This window comes from Pseudonocardia kujensis (assembly GCF_021283305.1).
Taxonomy (GTDB): domain Bacteria; phylum Actinomycetota; class Actinomycetes; order Mycobacteriales; family Pseudonocardiaceae; genus Pseudonocardia; species Pseudonocardia kujensis.
Map to the genome: position 1 here is coordinate 44,153 of NZ_JAJSOK010000002.1, position 14,233 is coordinate 58,385.

Genomic DNA, 14,233 nt, shown 5'->3' on the forward strand with positions numbered 1-14,233 from the left:
ACGGGTCGGGACGGGACACGAGCGGCCTCACAGGTGGTCACCGGGCAGCGGTCGGCGAGGATGCGGAGGCTGTGGCGGGGCGTGCGACCGGCGCCCGCCCGGCCGCCGACCGGCGCTGAACGATCGATCAGCCCCTCCTTGAGAGTGACGTCGTCGTCATGTGAGACTCGCGCCGTCGCCGTCAGACCCCCACCGTCGGAGGAAGCGTGAAGACCAAGGGTGCCCTGCTGTACGAGCCGAACACCGACTGGAAGGTCGAGGAGATCGAGATCGGGGATCCGGTCGCGGGTGAGGTCCAGGTCCGGCTCGCCGCCACCGGCCTCTGCCACTCCGACGAGCACGTCCGCACCGGGGCCAACACCGTGCCCGTGTACCCCGTCCTCGGCGGGCACGAGGGCGCCGGCGTGGTGACCCGGGTGGGCCCGGGCGTCGTCGGGCTGGCGGAGGGCGACCACGTCGTCCTCGGCTTCATCCCCGCCTGCGGCGTCTGCCGGCCGTGCTCGAAGGGCATGCAGAACCTCTGCGACCAGGGCGCGAACCTGCTGACCGGCAAGGCGATCGCCGACGACACCTTCCGGATCACCGCGTCCGGCAACCCGGTGTCGCCGATGTGCCTGCTGGGCACGTTCTCCCCGTACGTCTGCGTCAACCAGTCGTCCGTGATCAAGATCGAGAAGGACGTCGACCTGGCCACCGCGGCCCTGCTCGGCTGCGGGGTCTCCACCGGCTGGGGCTCCACCGCCTCGATCGGCGGCACCAAGGCCGGCGACGTCGTGGTGGTCGTCGGCGTCGGCGGCGTCGGCATCAACGCGGTGCAGGGTGCGGCCGCGGCGGGCGCCCGGATGGTCGTCGCCGTCGACCCGGTGGCCTACAAGCGCGAATGGGCCATGGAGTTCGGCGCCACCCACACCTTCTCCTCCATGTCGGAGGCGCTCGAGCCGCTCCGCGACCTCACCTGGGGCACCATGGCCGACACCGTGGCGCTGACCGTCGGCGAGCTCGAGGGCGACATGATCCAGCCCGCGCTGGACCTCACGGCGAAGGGCGGCCAGGTCGTCGTCACGGCGATCGCGGACATGCAGCAGATCGACGCCAAGGTGGGGCTGTTCGAGCTGGCCCTGCTGCAGAAGCGGATCCAGGGCGCGATCTTCGGCGGGATCAGCCCGCGCACCCAGATCCCGAAGCTGCTCGACGAGTACCGCGCGGGCCGGCTCAAGCTCGACGAGCTCGTCACCCGCACCTACACGCTCGACGAGATCAACCAGGGCTACCAGGACATGCGCGACGGGAAGAACCTGCGAGGAGTCGTCCGCTACGGCGAGGCCGACTGGTAGGCCGCGGTCAGGCAAGCTCTCCTCCGGCGGCGGGACGTCCCGCCGCCGGAGGATGACCACGTCCAGGCGACCTCAGGAGAACGATGACGTCCTCGCGACTCCCCGGCAGCGGCCAGCACTGGATCGCGCAGATCGATCGGCACGCCCACCAGATGCCCGACCGGACCGCCCTCGTCTTCCGCGGCGAGCGGATCACCTGGACGCGGCTGCGTGGCCGGGTCCGCGCACTCGCGGGGGCGCTGGCCGAGCAGGGCGTCGGCGAGGGCGACCGGGTCGGGGTGCTGATGAGCAACCGGCCCGAGTTCATCGAGGCCGTGCTCGCCGCGAACGCCCTGCGCGCCATCGCGGTGCCGGTGAACTTCCGGCTCTCCGCCGAGGAGGTCGCGTTCATCCTGGGCGACAGCGGGGCCGTCGCGCTGGCCGTCGACGCCGACCTCGCCCCGCTCGCGGCGCAGGTCCGCGGCACGCTCGCCGGTCCCGGTGTCGTGCTGGTCACCGGGGCCGACCCGGCCGCGGCGGGCCCCGGCTCCCTGCCGTTCGACGAGCTGGCCGCCGGGCCCGAACGCCCGCTGCACGACGTCGACATCGACGAGCACGACCCGGCGCTGATCATGTACACGTCCGGCACCACCGGGCGGCCCAAGGGCGCGGTGCTCAGCCACCTCAACCTGTCCGTGCAGACCCAGACGCTGATCCGCTACTGGCGCCTCTACCGCGAGGACGAGGTCAACCTCTGCGCCTCGCCGATGTTCCACATCGCGGCGATCGGCAGCATCGCCCCGCTGATCGCGACCGGTGGCACCACGGTGATCCTGCCCAGCGGCCAGTTCGACCCCGACGGGCTGGTCGACGTCCTGCAGCGCGAGCGGGTCACGCACGTGTTCCTCGTCCCCGCGCAGTGGCAGGCGGTGGTCGGCGTGCCCGAGGCCGGGAAGCGGGCCGCGCACCTGCGCGTGATGTGCTGGGGTGCGGCCCCGGCGTCGGTCACCCTGCTGGAGCGGATGGCCGAGACCTTTCCCGGTGTGCCCAACGTGTGCACCTTCGGCCAGACCGAGATGTCGCCGGTCACGACCGTGCTGGAGGGCGAGGACGCGATCCGCAAGATCGGCTCCGTGGGCCGGCCGGTGCCGGCCGTGGCCATCCGGATCGTCGACGACGAGATGAAGGACGTGGCGCAGGGCGAGATCGGCGAGATCGTCTACCGCGGCCCGAACCTCATGTCCGGCTACTGGAACCTGCCCGAGGCGACCGAGGAGGCCTTCGCCGGCGGCTGGTTCCACTCCGGCGACCTGGTGCGCGAGGACGAGGAGGGGTTCCTCTACGTCGTCGACCGGAAGAAGGACATGATCATCTCCGGCGGGGAGAACATCTACTGCGCCGAGGTGGAGAACGTCCTGGCCGGGCACCCCGCGGTGGCCGACGTCGCCGTGGTCGCCGCCCCGCACGAGAAGTGGGGCGAGACCCCGGTCGCCGTGGTCGTGCCGCTGGACCCCGCCGCGCCGCCGTCGCTCGACGACCTCGCCGAGTGGTGCCGCACCCGCCTCGCCTCGTACAAGAAGCCGACCCGGCTGCTGGTGGTCGACGCGCTGCCCCGCAACGCCTCGGGCAAGGTCCTCAAGCCGGTGCTGCGCCAGCAGGTGCGCTGAGCTTGCGCATCATGGAGCCATCATGCGCGAGTCCGGGAGCCGAGACCGCGTTATGGTTCCATAACGCCCAAATCTGGGGCTCGTGTAAGCGTTATGGTTCCATAACGCTCCGATCCGGGTCTCCTGTAAGCGTTATGGTTCCATGACGCGCCGATGTCTAGGTGAGCGCACTCTGAGCCATGACACTCGATCGCTCGACCCCTCAGCGCGTTATGGTTCCATAACGCTTGAACTCGAGGCCGCTGAGCGCGTTATGGTTCCATGACGCGTCCGATCTCCTTGCGGCCCCCGCCGAGGATACCGGCGGCCGCAGGCCGTGGCCGACGCCTTCTCCTGACCCGCCCCGCCCTACCCTGGTCCCCGCGCCCGGACCCTCAGAAGCGGTACCGGGTCTGCCCGTAGGTGTCCTTCGCGAAGGCCCACACCGCCTCCGGCGCCACGGCGTACACCAGCGCCGGGCCGCCGTCGCCGACGAAGACCCCGTCGGTGTCGTCCCCGGCGACGTCGAAGTGCCACTCCTCGCCGTACTTCGCCACGTAGGCGTCGGCCACGGCCTGCAGCGCCGCGGTGTCCGTGACGCGGACGGCCTCGCCCTCGACCACGACGTCGAGCCCGCGGTCCAGGTCGTTGCAGCCGGTCGTCACCACACACCCCGGGGTCTGCGCGAGGTTGCGGGCCTTGCGCTCCCCCGCCCCGGTGCAGAAGTGCAGCGCGCCCTCGTGCCAGACCCCGATCAAGGGCGTGACGTGCGGACGGCGGCCCCCGGGCCGGATCGTCGAGACCCAGTACAGCGGCGCGTCGGCGAGCCGGGCCCGGGTGGTCCTCCACGGCGTCGGCTGCGCGGCGGGCTCGCTGTAGCGGCCGTCGAACTCGGTCACGGGCTCGAGCGTGCGGGTCATGGCGGGCCTCCTCGGGTCGTCGTGCGGTGGACCGCCCGCGGACCCGGAACTCATCGCCTACCGTGGGGGCGGGGGTGCTCCATGAGGTACGAGTCCGCCGTCGAGAAGGCCATCCGCGAGGCCGTGGAACGCGGCGAGTTCGACGACCTGCCCGGCAAGGGCAAGCCGCTGCCGAACCTGGCCGACGCGGACGAGAACTGGTGGATCAAGGGCTACCTGCGGCGAGAGGGCGTGCCGTCCGACGTGCTGCTGCCCACCCCGATCCGGCTCCGCAAGGAGATCGAGCGGCTGCCGGAGACCGTCCGGGACCTGCCCACCGAGAAGGCCGTGCGCGAGCTCGTCGCCGAGCTCGACGCCCGCGTCGCCGCCTACCTGCGCGCGCCCGACGGCCCGCGGGTCCCGCTGCGCCGCGCCGACCCCGCGGCCGTCGTGGAGGCCTGGCGGGCCCACCGGGCGGCGCGCTCGGAGTCCCTCCGCCGCGCCCGCACCGAGGAGCCACCCGCGCCGCGACGCCAGCGGTGGTGGCGCCGGGGGGCCCGGGCGAACTAGCGTCCGGAAAAGATCACCGTCGCTCGTGGAGGTACCTCGTGCCCGACCGCTGGGGCATCACCCTGCCGCTCTCCGGTCTCCCGCTCCGCGAGCAGCGCGCGGTGCTCGAACGGCTCCCCGACCTCGGCTACACGGACGCCTGGAGCGCCGAGGCGGACCGGACGGACGCGTTCACGCCGCTGGTCCTGGCCGCGCAGTGGGCCCCCGCCCTGCGCCTGGGCACTGCGATCGTGCCCGCCTTCACCCGCGGCCCCGCCCTGCTCGCCCAGTCGGCGGCCACCCTGGCCAACCTGGCGCCCGGCCGGTTCGCGCTGGGCATCGGCAGCTCGTCCGACGTGATCGTGGAGGGCTGGAACGGGATCCCCTTCACGGAGCCGTACGGCCGGGTACGCGACGTCCTGCGCTTCCTCCGCGCGGCGTTCACCGGCGAACGGGTGTCCGAGGAGTGGGCGTCGTTCAGGGTGCGCGGGTTCCGGCTCGGCGAGGTGCCCGAGCAGGTGCCGCCGGTGCTGGTCGCCGCCCTGCGGCCCGGGATGCTGCGGCTCGCCGGGCGGGAGGGCGACGGCGCGATCGTCAACTGGCTCACGGCCGACGACGTCCGGGCCGTCGCGCCGCACGTGCGCGAGTACGGCAAGCCCGAGGCCGAGATCGTGGCCCGGATCTTCGTGGCGCCCGGCATGGAGCCCGACGAGGCCCGCGCGATCGGCCGCCGGCTCACCGCCGCGTACCTCAACGTCCCGGTCTACAAGGCCTTCCACCAGTGGCTGGGCCGCACCGAGCTCGGGCCGATGTGGAAGCTGTGGGCGGACGGGGACCGGCGCGGGGCGGTCGAGGCGATCCCCGACGACGTCGTCGACCGGCTGGTGCTGCACGGCCCCGCCGCGGCGGTGCGCGAGCAGGTGGAGGCCTATGTGAAGGCGGGAGTGACCACGCCCGTGCTGGCGCCGCTGGGCGGTGGGGACCCGGTCGCGACCGTCGAGGCCCTGGCGCCGCGGTAGGGCGGCGCCGCCGGCTCAGCTCCGGGGCCGCAGCCCGTCCATCACCAGGTCGAGCAGCCGGCCGGCCTGCTCGCGCTGCTCGGGCGCGCCCGCCGACAGCGTGATCCCGGACAGCGCCGCGATCACGTCCCCGGGGTCGACGTCGGCGCGCAGGGTGCCCTCCTTCGCGCCGGCCTCGAGGAAGCTGCCGACCGCCTCCCGCATGCGCGCCTTCGTCTCGGCGTACGGGTTGCCGCCGGTCGCCACGATCGCCCGCAGGGTGTCGGCCATCCCGCGCTTGGCCGTCATGTAGTCGACGAAGCGGTCCATCCAGGTCCGCATCGCGCGGTCCGGCGGCTCGGCCTCGAGCAGGCCCGGGACCGCGTCGCACAGCCGGGCGACCTCACTGCGGTAGGCGGCCTCGACCAGGGCCTCCCGCGTGGGGAAGTGCCGGTAGAGCGTGCCGATCCCGACGCCCGCCGCCTTGGCGATGCCCTCCAGCGAGACGTCCCGGCCGGGCTGGGAGAAGGCCTCGACGGCCACCTCGAGCAGCCGTTCACGGTTGCGCCGCGCGTCCGCGCGCAGCGGCCGTCCCGACTCCGCCACCGCGCCGCCTCCTGCTGTGACCTGCATCACTGTCTCCTGCCAACCGGAACAGCCTCCGGTTCACCCGGGTTCGGACCGGAGGCAGCTCCGGTTGCACTGTACGCGTCCGGGCCTCGGGCCGGGCGTGCCACGATCCTCGCGGAAGGGGTTCCCATGACCGTCACGTTCACCCCCTCGATCTCCCGCCCCTTCACCGGCCCGTTCGGGGCCGACACCACCGCCGCCGAGGTCGTCGCGGGCCTCGACCTGGGCGGCCGCCGCGCCGTCGTCACCGGCGGGGCCTCCGGCATCGGGCTGGAGACCGCCCGCGCGCTCGCCTCCGCCGGCGCCTGCGTGACCCTCGCCGTCCGCGATCTCGACGCGGGCGCGGCCACCGCCGCCGAGATCACCCGGACCACCGGCAACGAGCTCGTCTCGGTCGCCCGGCTCGACCTCACCGACCGCACGTCCATCCGGGCCTTCGTGGCCAACTGGGACGGCCCGCTCCACATGCTGGTCCTCAACGCCGGGGTCATGGCCGCGCCGCTGACCCGGACCGCCGACCACTGGGAGCTGCAGTTCGCCACCAACCACCTCGGGCACTTCGCCCTCGCCACCGGCCTGCACCCGGCGCTCGTCGCCGCGGACGGGGCGCGGGTGGTGTCGGTGTCCTCGGCGGCGCACCTGCGCTCGCCGATCGTGTTCGACGACGTGCACTTCCACGGCCGCGCCTACGACCCGTGGACCGCCTACGGGCAGTCCAAGACCGCGAACGTGCTGTTCGCGGTGCAGGCCAACCGCCAGTGGGGCGGGGACGGCATCCACGTCAACGCGCTCAGCCCGGGCGGGATCCGGACCAACCTGCAGCGCCACCTCGGCCCGGCGGACCGCGTCGCACTGGAGGAACGGGGCGCCGCGACGGGCTGGAAGACGCCCGAGCAGGGGGCCGCGACCTCGGTGCTGCTCGCCGCATCGCCCCTGGTGGAGGGCATCGGCGGGCGCTACTTCGAGGACTGCGCGGAGGCCGGGCGGCACGTGCCGGGCACCTACCGGGGCGTCGCGGACTACGCCGTGGACCCGGAGTCGGCGGAGCGGCTGTGGGACGTCTCGATGGCGACGATCAGGGTCTGACGCTCGGCTCCGGCTCAGGATCGAGGATCATCTGCCTCCGGACCGAGGGTCGGCTTCGCCTCCGGACCGAGGGTCGGCTCCGCCTCCGGCGCCGAACACCCCGACCCGGTCCAGGTGGGCCCGCAGCAGCTCGCCGATGTGCAGCATGTGGTCGCGCATGGCCGCCCGGGCCGCCTCCGCGTCCCGGGCGGCCAGTGCCGCGAGCACCGGGCCGTGGTCGCGCACCGAGGCCTCGACCCAGCCGTCGACCCGGCCGTAGTGGCTGCGCGGCAGGTACTTCAGCGACATCGTGAGCTGGGTCTGCAGCCGCGCGGAGAGGCCCGGCCGGTTGATCGCCGAGTGGATCTCGTGGTTGACCTGGAACACCTCGTCGAGATCGCCGGCCCGGGCGGCGTCGGCCAGCACGCCCTGCATCTCGTGCAGCCGGCCCACCTCGGCGTCGGGGAGCAGGTCCACGGCCCGCGCCGCCAGCTCACCCTCGATGAACGCGGCCACGGCGAACATGTCCACGACGTCGCGCTCGGTCAGCGGCACCACCCGGAACCCGCGCCGGGGCTCCCAGCGCACCGCGCCCTCGCTGTGCAGCACCATCAGCGCCTCGCGGACCGGCGTGGCGCTCACCCCGAGCCGCTCGGCGAGCTGCTCCGTACGCAGGTAGTCCGCGCCGCGGAGCTCCCCGGACATGATCGCCTCGCGCACGACCATCGCGACGTGCTCGGACAGCTGGCGTCGCTCCGTCCCGACCGGGATCGCCATCCCGGCAGCCTACGGGGCCCCCGGCGCCGCGCCGGAGATCAGGCGGGGGCCGGGTCGGCCGGCGCGGGCGCGGCGCCGGCGGGCCCGGCCGGGCTCGCCGCTCCCATCCCGTGCCGGGCGAGGAAGTCCAGGGCCAGGTCCGCGGCCTGCCGCCAGGTCGAGTCGACGACGAACGAGTGGCCGGCCCCGGGGAGCGCGGCCCACTCGGTCACGCCGGGGCTGCGCGAGAGGATCCGGTACGCGGCCCGGCTCGTCGCCTGCGGCACCGTCCGGTCCTTCCCGGCGCCGACGACGAGCAGGGGCCCGCGGTCGCGGTGCACGTCGACCGAGGCCTCGCTGTGCAGCGCGAAGTTGGCGGTCGCGGCCTGGAACAGCGGCTTCATCGGCGAGGGGACGGCGTAGGCGTCGTACAGGGCGTCGGACTCCTCCCGGCCGACGGCATTGGCGAAGCCCGCGTGCCAGGAGTCCTTCGAGTGGATCCAGCTCCGGGTGCGCAGCCGCGGCTTGCCGAGGACCGGGAACGCCGTCCTCAGCTGCGCGGGCGGGAGCACCAGGTTGCCCTTGAACTGGGCCGGCGACAGCGCGATGCACGCCCGGGCGCAGCCCTGGCCCATCAGCTTCTCGGCGATCAGCCGCCGAACGAGTGGCCGATCACGATCGGCCGGTCCGGCAGCTCGGAGATCAGCGCCGCGAAGTGGTCCGTGACCACGGAGAGGCCGCGGTTCGCGACCGCCTCCGGATCGGCCGGCACTCCTCGATGCTCGGCGCCTCGCCGGGCCAGCCCGGGGCGACGGGCGCGTAGCCGCGCTCGGTGAGCAGCTCGAGCCACGGCGTCCAGCTCGTCGCGTGCAGCCAGAGTCCGTGGACGAGGACGACGGGGATCGGGGCGGGCGCGGGGATCGACACGGGTGTCCTCCGTGGATGGCCGGAAGCCGCAGCGTAGGGCGGTTCCGGAGGACGGTCGATCGCCCGGATGCCGGAGCCGCGGGTCGTTCCGCGGGCACGGACGGGCAGGGTCGGGCGCCGGCGGGCCCGGCCGGCCACCCCTCGTCGTCGAACCGATGTCCCCGGCGGGATTACCGGCCGATCACGTGGGGCAGACTGCCGGTGTGGAGGACTTCTACTCGGCCTACCGGCACGGCTTCCTGCGCACGGCCGCCTGCACGATCCACACGACGATCGCCGACCCGGCGGCGAACGCCGCCGCCGTCCTGGAGACGGCGCGCGCACTCGCCGAGGACGGGGTCGGCCTCGCGGTCTTCCCCGAGCTGACGCTGACCGGCTACTCGATCGAGGACATCCTCCTGCAGGACACGCTCCTCGACGCGGCGGCCGCGGCGCTCGACGACGTCGTGGCCGGCTCGGCGGAACTGCTGCCGGTGCTGGTGGTGGGCGCACCCCTGCGGCACCGCCAGCGCGTGCGCAACTGCGCCGTCGTGATCCACCGGGGACGGGTCCTCGGGGTGGCGCCGAAGTCCTACCTGCCGACCTACCGCGAGTTCTACGAGCGCCGCCAGATCGGCGCGGGCGACGACGTCACCGGCACGGTCCGGATCGGCGGCGAGGACGTGCCGATCGGCCCCGACCTGCTCTTCGCCGCCTCCGACGTGCCCGGCTTCGTGCTGCACGTGGAGATCTGCGAGGACATGTGGGTGCCGATCCCGCCCTCGGCCGAGGCCGCGCTGGCCGGCGCGACGGTGCTGGCCAACCTCTCCGGCAGCCCGATCACCGTCGGCCGCGCCGAGGACCGGAAGCTGATGAGCCGCAGCGCCTCCTCGCGCTGCCTGGCCGCGTACGTCTACGCCGCCGCCGGCGAGGGCGAGTCGTCGACCGACCTCGCGTGGGACGGCCAGACGATGATCTACGAGAACGGCGTCCTGCTCGCCGAGACCGAACGCTTCCCGCAGGGGGCGCGGCAGTCCGTCGCCGACGTCGACCTCGAGACCCTCTGCGCCGAACGGGTACGGATGGGCACGTTCGACGACAACCGCCGCCACCACGCCGACCGCACGGGCGCCTTCCGGCGCGTCGAGTTCCGGCTCGACCCCCCGCGCGGCGACCTCGGCCTGCGTCGCGAGGTGGAGCGCTTCCCGTTCGTGCCCGCCGACGAGTCCCGGCTCGAACAGGACTGCTACGAGGCCTACAACATCCAGGTCTCCGGGCTGGAGCAGCGGATGCGGGCGATCGGCGACCCCAAGGTCGTCATCGGCGTGTCCGGCGGCCTCGACTCCACGCACGCGCTGATCGTGGCGGCACGGGCGATGGACCGGGCCGGCCGCCCGCGCAGCGACATCCTCGGGTTCACCCTGCCCGGCTTCGCCACCGGCGACCGGACGAAGGGCAACGCCTACCGGCTGGCCGAGGCCCTGGGCGTCACCTTCGAGGAGATCGACATCACCGAGTCCGCGCGGCTGATGCTGCGCAACCTCGACCACCCGTTCTCCTCCGGCGAGCCCGTCTACGACGTGACCTTCGAGAACGTCCAGGCCGGCCTGCGCACCGACTACCTGTTCCGGGCGGCCAACCAGCGCGGCGGGATCGTGCTCGGCACCGGCGACCTCTCCGAGCTCGCCCTCGGGTGGTCGACCTACGGCGTCGGCGACCAGATGTCGCACTACAACGTCAACGGCGGCGTGCCGAAGACCCTGATCCAGCACCTGATCCGCTGGGTCGTCTCGTCGAAGCAGTTCGACGACGAGGTGGGCGCGGTCCTCACCGACGTCCTCGACACGGAGATCACCCCGGAGCTGGTGCCGACCGGCGAGGACGAGGAGGTCCAGAGCAGCGAGGCCAAGGTGGGGCCCTACTCCCTGCAGGACTTCACGCTCTTCTACACCCTCCGCTACGGGATGCGGCCGTCGAAGATCGCGTTCCTGCAGTGGCACGCCTGGCACGACCCGGCGCAGGGCCCCTGGCCGCCCGGGTTCCCGGAGGACGAGCGCCCGAGCTACTCGATGGCGGACGTCCGGCGCTGGAGCGAGGTGTTCGCGCAGCGGTTCTTCTCGTTCAGCCAGTTCAAGCGCAGCGCGCTGCCGAACGGCCCGAAGGTCTCCGCGGGCGGGTCGCTCTCCCCGCGCGGGGACTGGCGGGCGCCGTCGGACATGTCCGCGCGGATCTGGCTCGACGAGATCCGCCGCGCGGTGCCGGAAAGCTGATCGAGTGTGACGACCACTGCGCCGGACGGCGTAACGCCGGGCGGTCGGTGACGACTACAGAGGCGGGAGTCATCCGTTCGAGGGAGTCGTCGTGCCCGACCGTCACACAGCGTGGGGAGCCTCCGGCTGGGGGTTCAACGCCCGCGAGCCCTGGGCGCCGCCGAGGTTCACCGCCGAGCCGGCCGCCGAGGAGCGCGGGTCCGCGGGCCGGGCCTCCCTGGTCGTCCTCGCCGTGCTGAGCGTCCTGCTGGCGGGCACCGCGTACTCCTACGGCGTCCTCCACCTGTTCTGACCCGCCCGGCGGCGGCCGGCGATGAGTTCCGGGCCGCGCCGCGGTCCCCCTTCCGTAGCCCACGCGGAAGGAGACCCCCGATGAGCACGCCGACCACGCCGCCCTCCGTGCCCGCCCGGGCGGGCCGCCGGGAGTGGACCGGCCTGGCCGTGCTCGCGCTGGCCTGCCTGCTCTACGTCATGGACCTGACGGTGCTGCAGCTCGCGCTCCCGCAGCTCAGTGCGGACCTGCGGCCGTCGAGCAGCCAGCTGCTGTGGATCGTCGACGTCTACGGGTTCATGGTCGCGGGCGCGCTCGTCACCATGGGCACCCTCGGCGACCGGATCGGCCGCCGGCGGCTGCTGCTCGTCGGCGCCGCCGCCTTCGGCCTCACCTCGGTGCTCGCGGCCTTCTCCACCACGCCCGAGATGCTGATCGCGAGCCGCGCCCTGCTGGGCCTGTCCGGGGCGACGATCGCCCCCTCCACCCTCTCGCTGATCTTCCACATGTTCCGCGACCCGCGGGAGCGCTCGCTGGCCGTCGGGATCTGGATCGGCGCCTTCTCGGCCGGCAGCGGCGTCGGCCCGGTGCTGGGCGGCGTGCTGCTCGGCCACTTCTGGTGGGGCTCGGTGTTCCTGCTGGCGCTGCCGGTGATGGGTGCGCTGCTGGTCGTGGGCCCCCGCGTGCTCCCGGAGTTCCGCGACCCCGCCGCCGGCCGGCTCGACGTGCTCAGCGCCGCCCTGTCCGTCGTCGCGCTGCTCACCGTGGTGTTCGGCGTCAAGCGCATCGCCGAGCACGGGCCGGGCGTCGGGGCGTTCGGGGCGATCGCCGCCGGCCTGCTCGTCGGGGCGCTGTGGGTGCGCCGGCAGCGCCGGCTCACCGCGCCCATGATCGACGTGCGGCTCTTCCGGAACCGCCGGTTCACCGCGGCGCTGGCGGTCAACTTCCTCGCGATCTTCGTGATGATCGGCTACTTCCTCTTCGTCGCGCAGTACCTGCAGCTCGTGCTCGGCCAGGCGGCGCTGGAGGCCGGGCTGTGGTCGCTGCCGTCGGCCGCCGCCTTCGTGCTCGCCTCCCAGCTGGCGCCGCGCGTGCTCGGCGGGGCCCGGCCGGCATACGTCGTCGCGGGCGGGCTGGCCTGCGCGGCCGCCGGGATGTTCGTGCTCACCACGGTCACCGCGCAGCAGGGCCTGGGCGCGCTGGTCCTCGCCTCGGTCGTCATCTCGCTCGGAATGGGACCGGTGTTCGGCCTGACCACCGAGATGGTGGTCGGCTCGGCGCCCGAGGAGAAGGCGGGCGCGGCCTCGGGCATCTCGGAGACCGCGGCCGAGCTCGGCGGGGCGCTCGGGATCGCCGTCCTGGGCAGCATCGGCGTGGCGCTCTACCGCGGCGGGATCGCCGGGGCGCTCCCGGCCGGGGTCCCCGCCGAGGCGGCGGCCGCCGCCGAGGACACACTGGGCGGGGCCGCGCGCGTGGCGGCCGAGCTGCCGGCGCCCGTGGGCGGCGCGCTGCTCGGGGTGGCCCGCGAGGCGTTCGTGACCGGCATGCAGGTCACCTCGTTCGCCGCCGGCTGCCTCGCGGTGGTCATCGCCGTCGTCGCGGGCGTGGCCCTCCGGCACGCGCGGCCGGCCGAGCAGACCGCGTCCGGCGTGCCCGCGCCGCAGCCCGAGCCCTGTCCGGCCTGACCAGATGGGTCAGATCAGCAGGGCGGCGACGACCTCGGCGGGCGACGGCATCGCGGCGATCTCCCGGGCCACCGCTGCGGCGACGGCCCGGGGTTCCGGGTCCGTGAGCAGCGACGACGCGGTCTCGGCGACGGCCTCGGTCGTCGCCTCGCCGGGCAGCAGCCGCCGGCCGGCGCCGACGGAGACCACGGCCCCGGCGTTGTCGAACTGGTCGGCGCCCTGCGGCAGGACCAGCTGCGGCACCCCGTTCGCCAGCGCGCCGAGCGTGGTGCCCGACCCACCGTGGTGCACGACGAGCGCGGCGTACGGCAGCAGGTCCGCCTGCGGCACCCACTGCTCGACACGCACGGTCGCGGGCAGGTCGTCGACCAGGGCGGCGTCGATCATCGGCCCCGCCGCGACGAGGACCCGGGCGGGCAGCCGCCCGAGCGCCCGGATCGCCGTCCGTAGCACGCTCCCCTCGGCGAACGCCGTGCCGAGGGTGAGGTAGACCAGGGGAGGACCCGGCTCGCCCACCCAGTCCGGCAGGGGCGCGGGTTCCGCGAACGGCACCGGACGCAGCGGCACCCGGGGCGCCCGGTCCGGCGTGAACGCGGCCAGGAAGTCCGGGTCCTGCAGCGACCCGGGACAGATGTCGAGGAAGGGGTCGCCGAGCCCCGGCCCGGCGACGGCCGCGGGGTCCAGGCCCAGCTCCGCAGCCAGTCCGCCGACGTGGTCGCCGGCGCGGGCGAGCAGCTTCCCGCCCGCCACCCGGCCGAACCCGTGGCACAGCCCGCGCACGCCCGCCACCTTCGCCGCGAGTCCGGCGCCGAGGTCGCCCGCCTCGTGCACCACGACGTCCGGGCGCAGCTCCGCCAGCACCGGCGCGAGGTCCGCGGCGGTGCGGCGCGGCAGCACCTCGCCGAAGACCCGCCCGGCCATCGCCATCACCTCGTCCGGCGGGGTGGTGAACCGGGCGCTCGGGTCCTTGCCCGACTGCGCCCACACCTGCCCGAACGCCTCCCGGATCTCGCCGCCGGCCGCGACCGGCCGGAACCCGAGCCGCTCGACGAGCGGGTGGAAGCTCGGCGCCGTCGCGTAGGACACCTCGTGCCCGGCCGCACGCGCCGCGATCGCGAAGGGCAGCAGCGGGTAGGTGTGCCCGTGGGCGGCGATGCTCGAGATCAGGACGCGCACCCGTCCAATCTAGGACCGTTGCGCGGCGTACCGGTCACCCGCCGCGCGCGGCGAGGCCCGCGAGCTCCT

At 74.1% G+C, this 14,233-nt stretch carries 14 protein-coding genes; 8 read left to right on the forward strand and 6 right to left on the reverse strand.

Annotated features, from left to right (window positions below; genetic code table 11):
* The first annotated feature begins 206 nt into the window (after positions 1-206).
* Positions 207-1,334, forward strand: a complete 1,128-nt coding sequence (locus LWC35_RS01860; protein WP_232868097.1) for an NDMA-dependent alcohol dehydrogenase — start codon at positions 207-209, stop codon at positions 1,332-1,334.
* 83 nt (positions 1,335-1,417) lie between these two features.
* A complete protein-coding gene (locus LWC35_RS01865) occupies positions 1,418-2,980 on the forward strand; it encodes a long-chain-fatty-acid--CoA ligase (protein WP_232868098.1) in 1,563 nt (520 codons plus the stop codon).
* Between the two features lie 374 nt (positions 2,981-3,354).
* Here LWC35_RS01865 and LWC35_RS01870 read toward each other — a convergent pair whose 3' ends face one another.
* On the reverse strand, positions 3,355-3,879 hold the full coding sequence (locus LWC35_RS01870; protein WP_232868099.1) for a pyridoxamine 5'-phosphate oxidase family protein: 525 nt from the start codon (positions 3,877-3,879) through the stop codon (positions 3,355-3,357).
* 81 nt (positions 3,880-3,960) lie between these two features.
* Here LWC35_RS01870 and LWC35_RS01875 point away from each other — a divergent pair, with 81 nt between their 5' ends.
* Together LWC35_RS01875 and LWC35_RS01880 are read left to right on the forward strand one after the other, a co-directional pair.
* Positions 3,961-4,428 carry a DnaJ family domain-containing protein gene (locus LWC35_RS01875; RefSeq protein ID WP_232868100.1) on the forward strand — a complete coding sequence of 156 codons (468 nt, stop codon included), beginning with the start codon at positions 3,961-3,963 and terminating at the stop codon, positions 4,426-4,428.
* A gap of 38 nt (positions 4,429-4,466) precedes the next feature.
* Entirely contained in the window at positions 4,467-5,426 is a 960-nt protein-coding gene (locus LWC35_RS01880) for an LLM class F420-dependent oxidoreductase (RefSeq protein ID WP_232868101.1), read from the forward strand.
* 15 nt (positions 5,427-5,441) lie between these two features.
* Here the strand turns inward: LWC35_RS01880 and LWC35_RS01885 are convergent, their stop codons facing one another.
* Entirely contained in the window at positions 5,442-6,038 is a 597-nt protein-coding gene (locus tag LWC35_RS01885; protein ID WP_232868102.1) for a TetR/AcrR family transcriptional regulator, read from the reverse strand.
* 126 nt (positions 6,039-6,164) lie between these two features.
* Between LWC35_RS01885 and LWC35_RS01890 the strand changes: the two genes are divergently transcribed.
* Complete coding sequence (locus LWC35_RS01890; protein ID WP_232868103.1) at positions 6,165-7,121, forward strand: SDR family NAD(P)-dependent oxidoreductase; 957 nt, start codon at positions 6,165-6,167, stop codon at positions 7,119-7,121.
* A gap of 27 nt (positions 7,122-7,148) precedes the next feature.
* On the opposite strand, the gene LWC35_RS01895 is transcribed toward LWC35_RS01890, so the two are convergent.
* From LWC35_RS01895 to LWC35_RS38855, 3 genes are read right to left on the reverse strand one after another with little or no spacing between them, the layout of a single operon-like run.
* Positions 7,149-7,877 carry a GntR family transcriptional regulator gene (locus LWC35_RS01895; RefSeq protein WP_232868104.1) on the reverse strand — a complete coding sequence of 243 codons (729 nt, stop codon included), beginning with the start codon at positions 7,875-7,877 and terminating at the stop codon, positions 7,149-7,151.
* 38 nt (positions 7,878-7,915) lie between these two features.
* A complete protein-coding gene (locus LWC35_RS01900; protein WP_232868105.1) occupies positions 7,916-8,491 on the reverse strand; it encodes an alpha/beta hydrolase family protein in 576 nt (191 codons plus the stop codon).
* A 14-nt stretch (positions 8,492-8,505) separates the two neighbouring features.
* Complete coding sequence (locus tag LWC35_RS38855) at positions 8,506-8,628, reverse strand: hypothetical protein (protein ID WP_269803433.1); 123 nt, start codon at positions 8,626-8,628, stop codon at positions 8,506-8,508.
* Between the two features lie 340 nt (positions 8,629-8,968).
* Here LWC35_RS38855 and LWC35_RS01905 point away from each other — a divergent pair, with 340 nt between their 5' ends.
* The 3 genes from LWC35_RS01905 to LWC35_RS01915 all read left to right on the forward strand — a co-directional run bounded on the left by LWC35_RS01905 (position 8,969) and on the right by LWC35_RS01915 (position 12,988).
* Entirely contained in the window at positions 8,969-11,032 is a 2,064-nt protein-coding gene (locus LWC35_RS01905) for an NAD(+) synthase (protein WP_232868106.1), read from the forward strand.
* A gap of 91 nt (positions 11,033-11,123) precedes the next feature.
* Positions 11,124-11,324, forward strand: coding sequence for a hypothetical protein (locus tag LWC35_RS01910; RefSeq protein ID WP_232868107.1), 201 nt, complete (start codon positions 11,124-11,126; stop codon positions 11,322-11,324).
* Positions 11,325-11,404: 80 nt separating this feature from the next.
* Positions 11,405-12,988 carry an MFS transporter gene (locus LWC35_RS01915; protein ID WP_232868108.1) on the forward strand — a complete coding sequence of 528 codons (1,584 nt, stop codon included), beginning with the start codon at positions 11,405-11,407 and terminating at the stop codon, positions 12,986-12,988.
* A gap of 9 nt (positions 12,989-12,997) precedes the next feature.
* Here LWC35_RS01915 and LWC35_RS01920 read toward each other — a convergent pair whose 3' ends face one another.
* The gene (locus LWC35_RS01920; protein ID WP_232868109.1) at positions 12,998-14,164 is read right to left on the reverse strand and encodes a glycosyltransferase; all 1,167 of its coding nucleotides are present in this window, start codon (positions 14,162-14,164) and stop codon (positions 12,998-13,000) included.
* Positions 14,165-14,233 lie beyond the last annotated feature (69 nt).

Bases quoted from the DNA above. Each gene is read 5' to 3' on its own strand.
- LWC35_RS01865 (WP_232868098.1), top strand. From the start codon at position 1,418: ATGACGTCCTCGCGACTCCCCGGCAGCGGCCAGCACTGGATCGCGCAG.
- LWC35_RS01870 (WP_232868099.1), bottom strand. From the start codon at position 3,879: ATGACCCGCACGCTCGAGCCCGTGACCGAGTTCGACGGCCGCTACAGC.
- LWC35_RS01875 (WP_232868100.1), top strand. From the start codon at position 3,961: ATGAGGTACGAGTCCGCCGTCGAGAAGGCCATCCGCGAGGCCGTGGAA.
- LWC35_RS01885 (WP_232868102.1), bottom strand. From the start codon at position 6,038: ATGCAGGTCACAGCAGGAGGCGGCGCGGTGGCGGAGTCGGGACGGCCG.
- LWC35_RS01890 (WP_232868103.1), top strand. From the start codon at position 6,165: ATGACCGTCACGTTCACCCCCTCGATCTCCCGCCCCTTCACCGGCCCG.
- LWC35_RS01895 (WP_232868104.1), bottom strand. From the start codon at position 7,877: ATGGCGATCCCGGTCGGGACGGAGCGACGCCAGCTGTCCGAGCACGTC.
- LWC35_RS01900 (WP_232868105.1), bottom strand. From the start codon at position 8,491: ATGGGCCAGGGCTGCGCCCGGGCGTGCATCGCGCTGTCGCCGGCCCAG.
- LWC35_RS01915 (WP_232868108.1), top strand. From the start codon at position 11,405: ATGAGCACGCCGACCACGCCGCCCTCCGTGCCCGCCCGGGCGGGCCGC.